Source organism: Maritimibacter sp. 55A14 (assembly GCF_003122205.1).
In the GTDB taxonomy this organism is placed as follows: Bacteria; Pseudomonadota; Alphaproteobacteria; order Rhodobacterales; family Rhodobacteraceae; genus QEYE01.
In genome coordinates this window covers 1-14,153 of sequence record NZ_QEYE01000037.1, presented here as the reverse complement: position 1 = coordinate 14,153, position 14,153 = coordinate 1, and the positions used below count along the sequence as shown (strand labels likewise).

The following is a 14,153-nucleotide window of genomic DNA, read 5'->3' as shown; positions in this document are numbered from 1 at the left end:
GCGCAGCCGCTTGAGCTACCTGATGGCTCCGCGCCTGCGCCCATTGCTCATGCCGCCGAATGATGACACACAAAAGGGGAACAAGCTCGACTTACGAGTGGCCCTGAAAAAAGGGGCAGGTCAGATGTGGCCTACGTCCTCTGGGAATTCACCATTCTCGGGTTCGATCCGACATCCTTCATGTTCAGTGGCGCGCTCATTGCCTTCAGCTGGCTGCTTGTGAACAACCGGATGATGGATACCGAGGCGCTGGGAAGAGATCAGCTGTTCTACGCCACGCACGACCCGGTGATCCTCATGGACGCAGCCGGTCGGTTTGCCGGCGCGAACTTAGCTGCGAGAGACTTGTTTGGTGATGAGATACCGGAACATGGCGGGTCGCTTAGACAACTTAACAAAATCGGCCCGATGCTGGACTGCCTCGCGGCAACCGGGGAACTGAATCCTGCCGAATCGATCAGCGTCGGGGATCGGGTCTACGACCCGCGCGCCCTTCCGATCGCAAGCCCGATCCAGAGGAGGAACAATCTTCTGGGGTGGACGGTGTCGCTGGTCGACATCACGGAAAGGGAGCGCTCGGCCGAAGCGCTGCGGGAGGCCCTGTCTCGCGCTGAGGCCGCCAACCGTGCGAAGTCCGAGTTTCTCGCCGTGGTCAGCCACGAGTTGCGCACCCCCATGACATCCTTGAAAGGCAGCCTTGACCTGATGTTCAACGGTGTTGCCGGTGACGTCAGCGATCGCATGAAAGAGTTGCTGGGCATCGCCCGGAGAAACAGCGTCAGATTGCAAAAGCTGATCGACGACATTCTCGACCTTCAGAAACTCGATCTGAATACACTCAACTTTGAGCTTCAGGATGTGGAACCCACCGAATTCCTAAGGGAGGTCATGCGAGATTGCGAGATGCATGCCGCTCAGGCCAAGGTTCGGCTTTCGGTCGTCTCGGATGACGCGGAAGGGCGGATGCACGTGGATCCCTACCGCTTGAAGCAGGTCGTCGGAAACGTTCTATCAAATGCCGTGAAGTTCTCCCCCGAAGGCGGGAATATCGAATGCTCCCTTGGCGCGACTGGAGATGCGCTGAGAATGTCGATCCGCGACAGCGGGCCCGGCATCCCGGAGAACGCCGAGGACAAGGTTTTCGGGCGCTTCAATCAGGTCGACAGTTCATCGACGCGGGCGTCCGGAGGCTCCGGTCTGGGGATGCACATCGCCAAGATTCTGATCGAACGCATGGGCGGGGCCATTTCATACCAAAGCCGTCTTGGAGTGGGCTCTGTCTTTCACATCGACATTCCGCTCGCAGGTGGTGTTCCAAGGCAGTCCAGTCCTCCATGCGACAGTGTCCCAGGAGATGGTGAAGGAGTGCCGGCCTTCGGTGAGGTCCGAGGCTGATCAGGGTGCCACGGCGGGCACCCTGACTGTAGGCTTTTTGGTGACGTGGGCGAGAGCTTCAAGGGAATGTAGCGCAGCGCGACGGTCCGATCGTCGTTGGTCTCCAGCAACAGCGCGCCGACTAGGCAGACGAAGGCCCCGTCGCTGGGAAATATCCCGATGACGTCGGCGCGGCGCTTGTCTTTTCAACGGCCTCACGGTTGCCGGTCATGAGCCCTGACAGATGTGATCTGCGGTTCAGCAGGAATGTCCAGAGCAGTTCGGGGTAGCTCTGCGACACCGCATCCCTGACAGATGGACGCTCAGCCAAAGCCTTTCGCCATGTCTTTACCTTCTCCTTGCCGGACAGAATTCCGAAATCACCGATCCGGTCGAATGTATCGAAGTATCGGAACACCGGCCCGAAAACCGCGTCCACCAGAGTAAACTTATCTCCGGCGAAATAGGGGCCGTTCCCCAGTTGGCCTTCCAGCCGTGAAAATTTGGCGCTTAATGACGTGATCTTGCCAGCGAACGCAGCCGCATTCTTGGCGGCGTAGAAACCGGCGATGTCGTTCAAAGTCGCAGATCCGAACTCGATCCAGCCACGATGCTGCGCGCGGGTCATGGGATCGGCGGGATGCAGCGGCGCGGTCTGGGTTTCTTCCAGGTATTCCAGGATCGCGGCAGACTCGAAAATCGACTGACCTTTTACAGTCAGGACGGGTGTTTTTCCCAATGGGGAGATTGCGAGAAACCAGTCGGGCTTGTTGGCAAGATCAATGGTGGTTCGTTCGAAATCCACGCCTTTCTCGGTCAGGGAAATGGCGGCGCGCTGAACATAGGGGCATAGCGCGTGGCTCATAAGGTGGAGGGTCATTTTCATTGATACCTCTTGTAGATGCAGTTGCATCTATATTGGCCACGGATGACCAGATGTCAATATTGATGCAACTGCATCTTTCTGTACACTGAAGGGCATGACAAAGCCAAACCCCCAGACGATAGCGGCGTGGACATCTCTCGTGACGGCCAACAGGGTGCTTCTCGACGACATTGAGTATGCACTGAAAACTGCAGGATTACCGAAGCTTAGCTGGTATGATGCCTTGCTGGAGATCGAGAAAGCGGGTGCTGCCGGCATCCGACCCTTCGATTTGAAGGAGCGCCTTCTCCTGCCGCAATACGGAATGTCCCGGCTCCTGGACAGGATGGCAAAGGCGGGGCTTGTTGATCGCCAGGACGTCGAGGACGATGGCCGGGGGCAGATCGTCCGACTCACGCAGAAGGGCCGGGACGTCAGGCAGGCGATGTGGCCAGTCTATGCGGCGACGCTGACAAGGTCCGTTGAGCGACATCTTTCGCAGGACGAAGCCGCGGAATTGCATCGTCTTCTGAAGAAGCTCGCACGTACGAAAAGCTGACATTGGCCGCGCTGCGGTGGCCGCATCGGTCACGACGTGCCGAGTAGCCAGTCATAGACCAACCGCGCGCGGTCCGATGCGTGGGGGTGCAGCTTGACGTAGAAATCCTCCTTCGTTTCCACCATGTCGGGCAGAAGCGGCACCAGCCGGCCCGCGTCCAGATAGGATCTGGCCAGTCCGGCCCATCCCAGCACCGCCCCCATGTCATCCTCTGCCGCCTGCAAGGCAATTACATAGTTGTTGACCCGGTGGCTGTTCCTGAGCGGTCCAGTATAACCCAGAGCGCGCAACCAGTCCGGCCAGTCGGTCCATCCGCTCTCGGGCGCTTCGTGATGGATGAGGGACAGATTTGCCAGATCCTCGACCCGTTTCACCTTGTGCGCCTCGGCAAACCGCGGGCTCCCGAGCGCCATGATATGGTCGTGAAACAGAATATTGCAGGTTCCGCTGTCGCTGGACATGTCGCCATAATGAAGGCTCAGATCGCAATCCGCCGCGCTATCGTTCGTGTCGCTGACGATCTGGGCCACCGAGATATCGCCATGCGATTTCCAGAACTGCGCCAGTTTCGGCGTCAGCCAGAGCGAACTGACGGCGGTTGTCACCCGGATCGTAACCGAGGCCCGTTTCGAATGCTGTCTGAGTTGATCCACGGCTTCGGCGATGGCTTCGAACCCGCGTTGCAGCGCGACCAGCAGATAGGCCCCGGTTTCAGTCAACTCCACCCCGCGGTGATGGCGGTGGAACAGGGGGCAGCGCAGCTCGGCCTCCAGCGCCTTGACCTGATGGCTGATGGCGGCTGGGGTGACGTTCAACTCGTGCGCGGCGGATTTGAAGCCGACATGCCGCGCGGCCGCCTCGAAGGCGACAAGCGCGCTCATCGGCGGCAGGTCATAGGGGCGTTTAGGCAAATTCACCTCACTCATATTGGCGAAGATATGTATTCTTATGTGCACTAGTTTGATCAAACGCAGAAGATTGCATTAGCACAGATAAGCCGAGATGAAATTTTATGCAATTGCCACACGGCGGATTCAGAAAAAGACTGCGCAGCACCGGACGCAAACAGGACCGCGCTTATGCCCCAATCAGATATCATCTTCCTCGACGACGCGCTGCGTGCCGAACGGCAGATCTTTGACAGAATTCCGGTGGTGGATAGTGCGCCCCTGATAGATGGCAGTGACCCGCGGAAGGTTGCGAGGGACACCTTCGTGATCAATATCGGCGACCTGATCCAGAATCTGACGAACGACCTACACCTCGCCAACCTGCACCGAGTGGTCAACACCTCCGCGCGCGAGCGCTATTCGATCCCGTTCTTCATCGACGCCGATTATGACGCCGTCTTCGCGCCGCTGGAAAGCTGTGTCAGCGCCGACAATCCGGCCCGCTATGCGCCGGTCTCCTGTGGGGCGCATAAGTTCGGGCGCTTCGTGGCCAGCTATCCGCACCTGCAACGGAAAGCCGGCTGAGCGCGGCTGTCCGAAGCCGCAAGCGAAAGGAACACGCATGTTGAATGAGGCCCAATTGTCCGATCGTCCGGGGCGCCGGTCCCGCAGAGGGCGATCGCAATCGACGCGGTCCAAGGCGCCGGGCCAGAACCTGCACCTGCGCGTGCCCTATATCACGCGCAGGATCCCGACCTATGATCTGCTGAACGACGAGGCGCTGGAGCGGATCGAGGCCACCGCCGAGCGCATCCTGGCGGAGATCGGCATCGAGTTGCGCGAGGATGCTGAAGCGATGCGGCTTTATCGCGAGGCCGGCGCCAGGGTCACCGACGTCTCAAAAGACGTGTGGAACCTGAAGTTCGAACCCGGCATGGTGCGCGAGATTCTGAAAACCGCGCCCGCCCGATTTACGCAGCACGCCCGCAACCCGGCCAACAATGTCGAGATCGGTGGCGATGCGACGGTTTTTGCGCCTTCCTACGGCTCGCCCTTCGTGATGGATCTGGATGCCGGCCGGCGTTACGGGACCATCGGCGATTTCGAGAATCTGGTGAAGCTGGCGCAATCGTCGCCCTGGCTGCACCATTCCGGCGGAACCATCTGCGAGCCGACGGACGTGCCGGTCAACAAGCGCCACCTGGACATGGTCTATGCCCATATGCGCTATTCCGACCGGCCGTTCCTGGGCTCGATCACGGCACCGGAACGCGCCGCCGACAGTATCGAGATGTGCCGCATCCTGTTCGGATCCGACTTCGTGGATCGGAACTGCGTCATCATGGGCAATTTCAACACCACATCGCCGCTGGTTCTGGACGGGGTGACCACGGCGGGCATACGCACCTATGCCGAGGCCGGGCAGGGGTCGATCCATCTGCCTTTCCTGCTGGGCGGTGCGGTCTCGCCGCTGACGATGGCCGGATCGGTGGCGCAGTGCCTGGCCAAATCCATGGCCTCCTGCGCGCTGACGCAGCTTGTCCGTCCCGGTGCGCCCGCCGTTCTGGCCGGGTTCCTGTCGTCGATGTCCCTGCGCACGGGTAGCCCCACCTTCGGCACGCCGGAACCGGCGCTCGGCTCGCTGGTCATGGGCCAATTGGCGCGGCGACTGAAGCTGCCGCTGCGTTGCGCGGGCAATTTCAGCACCTCCAAATTGCCCGACGGGCAGGCCATGCAGCAATCCATGATGTCGATGATGTCGGCCATCCAGGGCGGCGCGAATTTCATCCTGCATTCGGCCGGGTTCCTCGACGGGCTGCTCAGCATGTCCTACGAGAAATTCGTGATGGATTGCGACATGGCCGGCGCCCTGCACGCCTATATGGGTGGCATCGCGGTGACCGACGATACGCTTGGTTTCGAGGCACTGGCGCAGAACGGGCCGGGCGAGCATCTTTTCGGCACCGACCACACCCTGCGCCATTACCAGACCGCCTATTGGGATAGCGCGCTCAACGACGACCAGCCGTTCGAGACCTGGGACGAACAAGGCGGCGTCGACTATGCCCGCCGGGCCAATGCCCGGTGGAAGGAGATACTGAACGCCTATGAGGCACCGCCGATGGACGAAGGTACCGACCTGGCGCTGAGAGATTTCGTGGCCCGCAAGAAAGCCTCCATGGAAGACGCTTGGTATTGACGGGCCAAACCCCTGCCGCGCCTGAAACCGGCGCAATTCGCGTTCCGACAGCGTTTGGCTGTAAAGGTTTTCACGTAATCGGGGATGCGGGCCATGCAGGGTCTCAAGGCTCTCCACAACCTGCGCTGTCGGATCGGCGTTGAAATCCAGCTTGAAGCACCTTGCAAGACTGTAGATCGGAAGGTCTACTGATCGGACGAGGCCAAGACCTCTCCTGCATAGGCATCCATCAGTTCCGCACCGAATTCCTCTGCACCTTCGCTCCGGAGCTTGTCGATATTCGCGAGGGCATCATCACGCACCCGGCGGTTTGGATACAAGGTCACGATTGTAAATCGATCCAATTCGGTATCAATAAGCGTTGAGTGCTTTGCTCCCAAAGCTAGAAGACCGGGGAAGTATTTCCGCCGCATCAATTCCGCTACATGCGGCAAAGTCTCCGTCTCTCCAGTCATTCGCCAATGCGTGATTGATACAAAGCCCATCTGATCGACCTCCGCTGGACTGAAGCATAGCACAAAACGGCAACCCGCTAACCGACTTAACCCCTGGTCGGACCCCGGCCTGGCATGGAGCCGAGCGAAGGCCGATGCGCTGACCTGCAAAAATCCCGGCAAATTCGGCACATGGAGGGCGGAAACGGTGAAGGGTGCATCATTGGCCGAGGAGCCCCCCCAGCGAAAGTATCGGTTGTGCAGCACCCGCCTGTCCATCTGGACACGGCAAAATCAATGGAACGCGCCATTGATCTGATAGCAGAGGCGGCAGCAGAGAGTTGCGGGTTGATCGTATTTCCCGAGGCCTGGCTGACCTGAGGCCCGTTTCCTCCTCCATCTTGAGGCAGAGGCCGCCCCAAGCGAGGAGAAGGACATTGAAGCGATCACGGTTCACCGAGGCCAGAAATCAATCGACGGTTTCTCCCGGAGACCGGAGGGGAGTCGGCTCACAGGTCAGGTCGGGCGGCCATCGTCATTTTTCAGATGACCTGAAGCGGTCTCAGGGTCCGCCGCCAGGTCGGCGAGGATCGGACAGTCGGGCCTGTGATCGCCCGCGCATGCCTCGGCCAGATGCGCAAGCGTCGCGCGCATCTCGGAGAGTTCCTCGATCTTCTGGTCAATCCGGCCGAGATGCTCGAGCACAATCCGCTTCACATCGGCGCTGGCGCGCTCGTGGTCCTCGTAGAGCCTCATGAGGGACCGGCAATCGTCGATGGTGAAGCCGAGCGACCGTGCACGACCGAGAAAGGCGAGCTTGTGCAGGTCGTTTTCCCGGAACGCCCGATACCCATTGCTGCTACGCAAGGGGTCGACCAGGCCGATGTCCTCGTAATAGCGGATGGTCTTCGCCGGCAGTCCCGACAGCCGTGCAACGTCTCCGATGTTCATCTCTCTCTCCTCATTCGGCCGCCGCAGGAACCAGCAGGGGCGTGTCCACAGCGGCATTCCGGGCTTCCGGCATGGACGGTTCGATCCGGCGCAGGCGCAGCGCGTTTGTCAGCACGAAAACCGAAGAAAGCGCCATCGCTCCTGCCGCCAGAATCGGTGACAGGAGGAGCCCGAAGGCCGGGTACAGGATCCCGGCCGCGACCGGGATCAGCGCCGTGTTGTAGCCAAAGGCCCAGAAGAGGTTCTCGCGAATGTTGCGCATCGTGCGCCGCGACACCTCGAAGGCAATGACGACCCCGCCGAGATCACCTGACATCAGCACAACGTCGGCTGCTTCGATTGCGATGTCCGTGCCCGTTCCGATCGCGATGCCGACATCGGCATGGGCCAGAGCCGGGGCGTCGTTGATACCGTCGCCGACGAAGGCGAGCTTGCCGCCGGTGCCGCGCAGTTCCGTCAGGGCGGTGACCTTGCCTTCCGGCAGGACGCCCGCGACGATGTGGTCGATGCCGATCGCCCGGCCGATCGCCTCGGCGGTGCTGCGCTTGTCACCGGTTATCATGGCGACCTTCAGACCCTGGGCATGCAGCGCGTCGATCACGGCCTTTGTCGTCGGCTTGAGCGGATCGGAGACCGCGATCACGGCAGCGATCCGGCCATCCACGGCGGCGAACAGCGCCGTCTTTCCCTGACGAGCGAGATCGGCTTCTGCCGCGGCCATCGACGCGATATCGATGCCGTCGCGCTCCATGAGCCGGTCAGCCCCGATTGTGACGCTCTTCCCTGCGACCGTGCCGCGCACCCCGTAGCCCGTGACCGTGCCGAAATCCGTCACTTGCGGCAGGGGTGTGCCGTCAGCCTGGGCGGCCTCGACAATCGCGGTGCCGACCGGGTGTTCGGATGCCTGCTCCACCGCCGCGATCAGCGGCAGTATGTCGGCGCGCGAGAACCCGGCTGCCGGGACCAGATCCGTCAGTTCGGGCCGGCCAAGCGTCAGCGTGCCGGTCTTGTCGAAAGCGACGACATCGACCGATGACAGCGCCTGGAGCGCGTCGCCCTTGCGGAAAAGAACACCGAGTTCCGCGGCGCGACCGGTCCCGACCATGATCGAGGTCGGAGTCGCCAGCCCCATTGCACAGGGGCAGGCGATGATCAGGACGGAGACCCCCGCGACCAGAGCGAAGGTCAACGCCGGGTCGGGGCCGAAGACCAGCCAAGCAACAACCGTGGCCGAGGCCGCAGCCAGAACCGCAGGCACGAACCACAGCGTGATCCGGTCCACGAGGCTCTGGATCGGCAACCGGGCGCCCTGCGCCTCCTCGACCATGCGGATGATCTGGGCGAGCGTCGTCGCGGCGCCGACGCGGGTGGCGCGGAACCGGAAACCGCTGGCGCCGTTCACGGTCCCGCCGGTCACGTCGTCGCCCGGCGACTTCAGGACCGGCAGCGGCTCGCCGGTGATCATGCTTTCATCGACATGGCCCTTGCCTTCCGTCACTTCGCCATCGACGGCGATCCGTTCGCCCGGCCGCACGATCAGCACGTCGCCGACGGCCACGTCGTCGATTGCAACCTCGACCGCCTCGCCGCCGCGGATCACCCGCGCGGTGCGGACCTGCAGGCCGAGGAGCTTCTGGATAGCCGCCCCGGTCCGGCCCTTGGCGCGAGCCTCCAGATAACGGCCGAGGAGAATGAGGACGACGATCACCGCCGCGGCCTCGAAATAGACGGCGCGGACGGAGGTCGGCAGCAACGCCGGGGCAAGGGTCGCGATGACCGAATGGGCGTAGGCCGCACCCGTACCCAGCGCGACCAGGCTGTTCATGTCCGGCGCCCCGCGCAACAGGGCGGGGATCCCCTTGGCGTAGAACGCGAATCCGGGTCCGAAAAGTACGATGGTCGTAAGCAGGAACTGGATCTTCCAGCTGGACTGGTGCCCGATTGTCTGGCCGATCAATTCATGAAAGCCGGGGACTAGGTGGCCGCCCATTTCAAGCAGGAAAACCGGCAGCGCCAGCGCGGCGGCCATGGCTGTTCGCCGCGCGTAGATGCGGGCCTCGGCCATCTTCCGCTCGCCTCGGTCAACATGCCCGGAGGCGTCGAGAGTCGTGGCGGGATATCCGGCCTCCCGCGCCGCCGAGAGGAGGTCGGCAACTGCCACCGCGCCATCGAGATAGGTCACCGTGGCGGTTTCCGCGGCGAGGTTGACATTGACGTCGAGCACGCCCGGTACGGCTGCCAGGGCCCGGTCCACGCGCCCGACGCAGGAGGCGCAGGACATCGACGAGACACCAAGGGTGACCGTTCCCGTCCGCGCGGGGTAACCCGCCGCAGTCAGCGCTGCGGCCACGCTTTTCGCTTGCGATGGTTCCGTGAGCCTCATCTGCGCGGACTCGCCGGCCAGGTTGACCGACACGTCGCTGACGCCGGGGATCGCCGTCAGCGTCCGTTCGACGCGCCCGACGCACGAGGCGCAGGACATTCCCTCGACGGATAAACTGAGCGATGTCTCTGTGGTCATGTAGCGACTCCCTTCGGTGACGCTGATCCAGGTAATCCTTCCACCAACTGTAAGGTCAAGCCTAACCGAACGATTTCCCGGTGAAAGGGGTTCTTGACTTTCCCGCGCTGGAACAACCGATCTGACTAAAAGGGCTAGGAGTTTCAAATGACCAGATTCCACGTTCCCGAGATGAGTTGCGGGCACTGCACGGCCGCTATCGGCAAGGCGATCAACGCCGCCGACCCGGCCGCCCGCATCGATTGCGACCTCAACGCGCGCATCGTTTCCGTCGAAAGCGCGCTCGACACCGCAACGATCATCTTGGCGATGAAGGAAGCGGGATACGACGCGACGCCTGTCGAAGCCGCCTGACGTCCACACCTCAGGGGCCGATGCGATCAGCGAAATCGCGGAGAAGGCTTGACCTTCCAGTAACCGGAGGGGCCACATTCCGCGGGAAACACGCGAAAGGGCAACTGAATGAATGATCGTCACGGAAGAGACCATCACACAACCGCGCCGGACGATGGCGTTCCGGCGGGGTACAAAGGCACCGTCTACACTTGCCCGATGCACCCCGAAATACGCCGGACCGATCCGGGCGACTGCCCGATCTGTGGCATGGGGCTGGAACTCGAAAGCGCGGCGATGGCAGAGGAGGGGCCGAATCCCGAGCTTGTGGATTTCACTCGCCGGCTGTGGATCGGTGCTGTCCTGACGATACCGATTCTGGTATTCACCATGGGCCCGTTCTTGGGACTTTCGGGCGTGCGCGAGATCTTCGGCGAACGCGCGACGCTCTGGATCGAGTTCGCGCTCGGCACCCCGGTCGTGCTGTGGTCCGGCTGGCCGTTCCTGATGCGTGGCTGGAACTCGTTCCGGACATGGAATCTCAACATGTTCAGCCTGATCGCCATGGGTGTCAGCGCCGCTTGGCTGTTTAGCGTCGCCGCCGTCCTGACGCCGGGGATCTTCCCCGAAGGGTTCCGCGACGAAGACGGTCATGTCGGGGTCTATTTCGAGGCCGCCGCGGTGATCGTGGTCCTCGTTCTCCTGGGTCAAGTGATGGAACTGCGCGCCCGCGAGGGGACCGGCAAGGCCATTCGCGCGCTCCTCGACATGGCTGCCAAGACCGCGCGCGTGATCCGCGATAACGGAACCGAAGAGGAAATCCCGCTCGAAGACGTGCGGGTGGGCGACCGGCTGCGCGTGCGGCCGGGCGACAAGGTGCCCGTCGACGGGACGGTCGCGGAAGGACGCTCCTCGGTGGATGAAAGCATGATCACGGGTGAGCCTGTACCGGTCGAAAAAGTGCCGGGCGACCCGCTGACCGGGGCCACGATCAATGGCACAGGCAGCCTGGTGATGGAGGCGACCCGCGTGGGCGCCGACACGATGCTGAGCCAGATTGTCGAAATGGTATCGAACGCGCAGCGTTCGCGCGCGCCCATCCAGAAATACGCCGACAAGGTTGCTGGCGTCTTCGTGCCGTCGGTGATCGGCGTTGCGGTCCTAGCCTTCATTGGCTGGGCGCTCTGGGGGCCCGCGCCCGCGCTGTCCTATGCACTGATCTCGGCGGTGGCGGTCCTCATTATCGCCTGTCCTTGTGCGCTCGGGCTCGCCACGCCGATGTCGATCATGACGGCGACGGGGCGCGGTGCACAGGCGGGCGTGCTCATCAAGAACGCCGAGGCTCTGGAACGGTTCGAGAAGGTCGATACGCTGATCGTCGACAAGACCGGCACCCTGACCGAAGGCAAGCCGAAGCTGGTCGGCGTCTTCCCCGAGGAGGGCCATGACGAGGCCGAGGTGCTGCGACTCGCCGCCTCGCTCGAACGCGGCTCGGAACATCCGCTGGCCGAAGCGATCGTGCGCGGCGCGGAAGAGCGCGACGTGGAGATGGTGGAAGCCGGGGAGTTCGAAGCGGTGACCGGCAAGGGCGTGCAGGGCACCGTCGACGGCAAGGCGGTCGCGCTCGGCAATCTCGCACTGATCCGTGATCTGGAGCTCGAGGCAGGCGCGCTGACCGAAAAGGCCAATGCCCGCCGCGACGAGGGCGAGACGGTGATGTTCGTCGTCGTGGGCGGCAAGGTCGCGGGACTCGTGAGCGTCGCCGACCCGGTGAAAGAGACGACGCCGGCTGCGCTGAAGGAACTGCACCAGCTCGGCTTTCGCATCATCATGGCCACCGGCGACAACGAGCGCACCGCGAAGGCCGTCGCCTCCAGTCTCGGCATTGACGAAATCCGCGCCGACGTCCTGCCCGAGGACAAGGCGAAGATTATCAAGGACCTGCAGGACCAGGGCCGCAAGGTTGCGATGGCCGGTGACGGCGTCAACGATGCGCCGGCACTGGCGCAGGCCGATGTCGGCATCGCCATGGGCACCGGCGCGGATGTTGCCATCGAAAGCGCGGGCATAACGCTGGTGAAGGGTAACCTTGACGGCATTGTCCGGGCACGGCGGCTGGCACGCGCAACCATGCACAACATCCGCCAGAACCTGTTCTTCGCGCTGATATACAACTCCGCCGGAGTGCCGATCGCGGCCGGTGTGCTGTTCCCGGTCTTCGGCATCCTCATCAGCCCGATGTTCGCCGCGTTCGCGATGAGCGCCTCGTCCATCTCGGTGGTGCTGAACTCGCTCAGACTTCGCGGGGTGCAGATTTGAGAGGTGGCGGGTTCCTTTTTGCCGCGGCCTTGGCGGGGCGCTGACCGGTGTCGCGGCCGAGGGCCACAACGCCGCGCGCGTTCCAGCATTCCTGCCGGCCTTGGGCCGGAGCACGGAGCGACGGCCATGATCGCGGCGGAAACGAACGCGAGGAACAACGCCCGGCTCGCTGCGAACCCGCATCCACTGTGAACTGGCATCCAAAATTGGGTCTGACGCAGATTTGGCGCAGTTCCGGCATGGGTAACGCTATATTTCGACAGTCTTTGGAGGAGGTTGTCGATGGTATCATGGTTTTCGCGAAGGGATTTTCTGCCCGCGGGTCTCAAGGCAGAGCAGGTCGAACTTGCTGGGAACACAATGCGGGTCCACTCCCGTTCTGCCAACGCCACGGCGGCCTGTCCGCGCTGTGGCACGATTTCGCACCACGTCCACAGCAGGTATCGACGCCGCCCGGCCGATCTTCCCGCGCATGGCCGGGCGGTGGAGCTGATCTTGTTGGTCCGGCGATTTCGATGCCGAGCCATGCATTGCCCAGCCAAGATATTCGCTGAACGGTTTCCGCCTGCCGTGACCCGGCCACATGCGCGGCGCACGTCAGGTTGCAAGGATCGAGGCCGCGTTACCTGCCCTTGCCACAGCCCGTTGGCTGACGGACCGGTTCACAGACATGGTGCGAAATGCTCGTGAAGACGCATTAAAAACATGGTTGGATGACGCCGAAGAGAGCCTGCTCAGTGCCCTTGCCCGCGGGCTTCGGCGGGATCAGGCCCCGGTCGCCGCAGCCCTTCGGGAACCATGGTCGAACGGGCAGACCGAGGGACAGATCAACCGCCTCAAGACCCTCAAGCGCCAGATGTATGGCCGAGCGAACATCGACCTGCTAAGAGCCCGGCTCGTTGAGGCATCCTGGCTGGAGGGAACCCCCAAACTGCACCGAAATTGATTCAGAGCCAATATTGGATGCCGTTTGACACTCATCGTCTATGTCCTGCTGACCGCGACCTTCTGGCGCCCGGTCATCTGAGGACGCGGGAAGGTGTCACGGCTCCGGACGGATTTGGAACGAGAAGACCAGACGGGGCTCCAATTTCCGATGAGGCGAGCGCAAGATCACGTTGCATATTCTCTGACGCTCTTGCAGCGCGCTACTGAGCGCGTCTAGCGTTTTCGCGCATCCCCCGCGGCGCTCAGTGAAGCGTTTCAAGAGTGTCAGCGCGTCTCCAGATGCAGAGAAGCACGTGCATTGTGAACGCGCGCGCTTTACTCCGTTTCGATCTTGCCATGAAGAGCGCAGAGCGGCGAGGGTCTATGTGATCGTCCGGGACAGGACAGCTAGCGTCACGTCGCGTGACTCTAGCCGTGAGGACAGGCCGGGTCACGGGACCGTGCGATAGTAGTAGCTTGCGCACTTCCCCTTTCGGGCGAAGTCGTGGACGTTCACCGGTGTCGGCTCGTCAGGCGGCTGATTTCTGTCGAACATATGCACCGCCAGCGCGAAGTCGTGATAGCTTAGCAGCGTCACATAGGTAACTGGCGACCCACACAGGCGCTTGCTGTTTTTCATGGCTGGATCCGCTTGACCAGCCCCACCTGAGTGGTCCGGTTTGAGTGTTAGTGCATGATCGGCCTCTGGTCCATTGGCAGGATGGTTTCCGGGGCCGGTGGGCGGTAGCCCAAGGCACTGTGGGGTCGTCTGGTGTTGTA

Annotated in this window: 13 protein-coding genes and 3 pseudogenes; 9 read left to right on the top strand and 7 right to left on the bottom strand. The window is 62.4% G+C overall.

All coding sequences use genetic code 11. The features are described 5' to 3' along the window. Positions 1 to 126: 126 nt before the first annotated feature. Positions 127 to 1,395: a cell wall metabolism sensor histidine kinase WalK gene (locus tag DDZ14_RS18570; RefSeq protein ID WP_146193194.1), complete on the top strand. Its 1,269-nt coding sequence runs from the start codon at positions 127 to 129 to the stop codon at positions 1,393 to 1,395. Here the strand turns inward: DDZ14_RS18570 and DDZ14_RS20055 are convergent. Together DDZ14_RS20055 and DDZ14_RS18565 are read right to left on the bottom strand one after the other, a co-directional pair. After that, positions 1,396 to 1,574: pseudogene (locus DDZ14_RS20055) on the bottom strand (IS256 family transposase); the annotation flags it as partial. Next, entirely contained in the window at positions 1,517 to 2,260 is a 744-nt protein-coding gene (locus DDZ14_RS18565; RefSeq protein WP_233252645.1) for a glutathione S-transferase family protein, read from the bottom strand. The gene DDZ14_RS18565 and the pseudogene DDZ14_RS20055, both read right to left, overlap by 58 nt. A gap of 139 nt (positions 2,261 to 2,399) precedes the next feature. On the opposite strand from DDZ14_RS18565, the gene DDZ14_RS18560 reads away from it, so the two are divergent. Next, positions 2,400 to 2,798 (top strand): MarR family winged helix-turn-helix transcriptional regulator, encoded by a 399-nt coding sequence (locus DDZ14_RS18560; RefSeq protein WP_233252644.1) that lies wholly within the window; start codon positions 2,400 to 2,402, stop codon positions 2,796 to 2,798. Between the two features lie 29 nt (positions 2,799 to 2,827). On the opposite strand, the gene DDZ14_RS18555 is transcribed toward DDZ14_RS18560, so the two are convergent. Continuing rightward, the gene (locus DDZ14_RS18555) at positions 2,828 to 3,679 is read right to left on the bottom strand and encodes a LysR family transcriptional regulator (protein WP_199221377.1); all 852 of its coding nucleotides are present in this window, start codon (positions 3,677 to 3,679) and stop codon (positions 2,828 to 2,830) included. 198 nt (positions 3,680 to 3,877) lie between these two features. Between DDZ14_RS18555 and DDZ14_RS18550 the strand changes: the two genes are divergently transcribed. Together DDZ14_RS18550 and DDZ14_RS18545 are read left to right on the top strand one after the other, a co-directional pair. After that, a complete protein-coding gene (locus DDZ14_RS18550) occupies positions 3,878 to 4,273 on the top strand; it encodes a 2OG-Fe(II) oxygenase family protein (protein ID WP_233252643.1) in 396 nt (131 codons plus the stop codon). Between the two features lie 37 nt (positions 4,274 to 4,310). Further along, complete coding sequence (locus tag DDZ14_RS18545) at positions 4,311 to 5,888, top strand: trimethylamine methyltransferase family protein (RefSeq protein WP_109426471.1); 1,578 nt, start codon at positions 4,311 to 4,313, stop codon at positions 5,886 to 5,888. A 185-nt stretch (positions 5,889 to 6,073) separates the two neighbouring features. Here DDZ14_RS18545 and DDZ14_RS18540 read toward each other — a convergent pair whose 3' ends face one another. Further along, entirely contained in the window at positions 6,074 to 6,373 is a 300-nt protein-coding gene (locus DDZ14_RS18540; protein ID WP_109426470.1) for a hypothetical protein, read from the bottom strand. A gap of 84 nt (positions 6,374 to 6,457) precedes the next feature. Between DDZ14_RS18540 and DDZ14_RS20325 the strand changes: the two genes are divergently transcribed. Then, entirely contained in the window at positions 6,458 to 6,703 is a 246-nt protein-coding gene (locus DDZ14_RS20325; protein WP_109426469.1) for a nitrilase-related carbon-nitrogen hydrolase, read from the top strand. Positions 6,704 to 6,838: 135 nt separating this feature from the next. Here the strand turns inward: DDZ14_RS20325 and cueR are convergent, their stop codons facing one another. Continuing rightward, positions 6,839 to 7,273: a Cu(I)-responsive transcriptional regulator gene (cueR, locus tag DDZ14_RS18530; RefSeq protein ID WP_109426468.1), complete on the bottom strand. Its 435-nt coding sequence runs from the start codon at positions 7,271 to 7,273 to the stop codon at positions 6,839 to 6,841. A 10-nt stretch (positions 7,274 to 7,283) separates the two neighbouring features. Further along, positions 7,284 to 9,794: a heavy metal translocating P-type ATPase gene (locus tag DDZ14_RS18525; protein ID WP_109426467.1), complete on the bottom strand. Its 2,511-nt coding sequence runs from the start codon at positions 9,792 to 9,794 to the stop codon at positions 7,284 to 7,286. 147 nt (positions 9,795 to 9,941) lie between these two features. Here DDZ14_RS18525 and DDZ14_RS18520 point away from each other — a divergent pair, with 147 nt between their 5' ends. The 4 genes and pseudogenes from DDZ14_RS18520 to DDZ14_RS20045 all read left to right on the top strand — a co-directional run. Continuing rightward, the gene (locus DDZ14_RS18520; protein WP_109426466.1) at positions 9,942 to 10,148 is read left to right on the top strand and encodes a heavy-metal-associated domain-containing protein; all 207 of its coding nucleotides are present in this window, start codon (positions 9,942 to 9,944) and stop codon (positions 10,146 to 10,148) included. A gap of 108 nt (positions 10,149 to 10,256) precedes the next feature. After that, positions 10,257 to 12,446, top strand: coding sequence for a copper-translocating P-type ATPase (locus tag DDZ14_RS18515; RefSeq protein ID WP_109426465.1), 2,190 nt, complete (start codon positions 10,257 to 10,259; stop codon positions 12,444 to 12,446). 393 nt (positions 12,447 to 12,839) lie between these two features. Next, a pseudogene (locus tag DDZ14_RS20320) lies at positions 12,840 to 13,043 on the top strand (transposase family protein); the annotation flags it as partial. Between the two features lie 4 nt (positions 13,044 to 13,047). Beyond that, positions 13,048 to 13,392 (top strand): annotated as a pseudogene (locus tag DDZ14_RS20045) (transposase); the annotation flags it as partial. 432 nt (positions 13,393 to 13,824) lie between these two features. Here DDZ14_RS20045 and DDZ14_RS19555 read toward each other — a convergent pair. Beyond that, entirely contained in the window at positions 13,825 to 14,013 is a 189-nt protein-coding gene (locus DDZ14_RS19555; RefSeq protein ID WP_146193193.1) for a hypothetical protein, read from the bottom strand. Between the last annotated feature and the right edge of the window lie 140 nt (positions 14,014 to 14,153).

Coding starts and splice junctions, on each gene's coding strand:
- DDZ14_RS18565 (WP_233252645.1), bottom strand. CDS start 2,260: ATGAAAATGACCCTCCACCTTATGAGCCACGCGCTATGCCCCTATGTT.
- DDZ14_RS18555 (WP_199221377.1), bottom strand. CDS start 3,679: ATGAGCGCGCTTGTCGCCTTCGAGGCGGCCGCGCGGCATGTCGGCTTC.
- DDZ14_RS18550 (WP_233252643.1), top strand. CDS start 3,878: ATGCCCCAATCAGATATCATCTTCCTCGACGACGCGCTGCGTGCCGAA.
- DDZ14_RS18545 (WP_109426471.1), top strand. CDS start 4,311: ATGTTGAATGAGGCCCAATTGTCCGATCGTCCGGGGCGCCGGTCCCGC.
- DDZ14_RS18540 (WP_109426470.1), bottom strand. CDS start 6,373: ATGGGCTTTGTATCAATCACGCATTGGCGAATGACTGGAGAGACGGAG.
- DDZ14_RS20325 (WP_109426469.1), top strand. CDS start 6,458: ATGGAGCCGAGCGAAGGCCGATGCGCTGACCTGCAAAAATCCCGGCAA.
- cueR (WP_109426468.1), bottom strand. CDS start 7,273: ATGAACATCGGAGACGTTGCACGGCTGTCGGGACTGCCGGCGAAGACC.
- DDZ14_RS18525 (WP_109426467.1), bottom strand. CDS start 9,794: ATGACCACAGAGACATCGCTCAGTTTATCCGTCGAGGGAATGTCCTGC.
- DDZ14_RS18520 (WP_109426466.1), top strand. CDS start 9,942: ATGACCAGATTCCACGTTCCCGAGATGAGTTGCGGGCACTGCACGGCC.
- DDZ14_RS18515 (WP_109426465.1), top strand. CDS start 10,257: ATGAATGATCGTCACGGAAGAGACCATCACACAACCGCGCCGGACGAT.
- DDZ14_RS19555 (WP_146193193.1), bottom strand. CDS start 14,013: ATGAAAAACAGCAAGCGCCTGTGTGGGTCGCCAGTTACCTATGTGACG.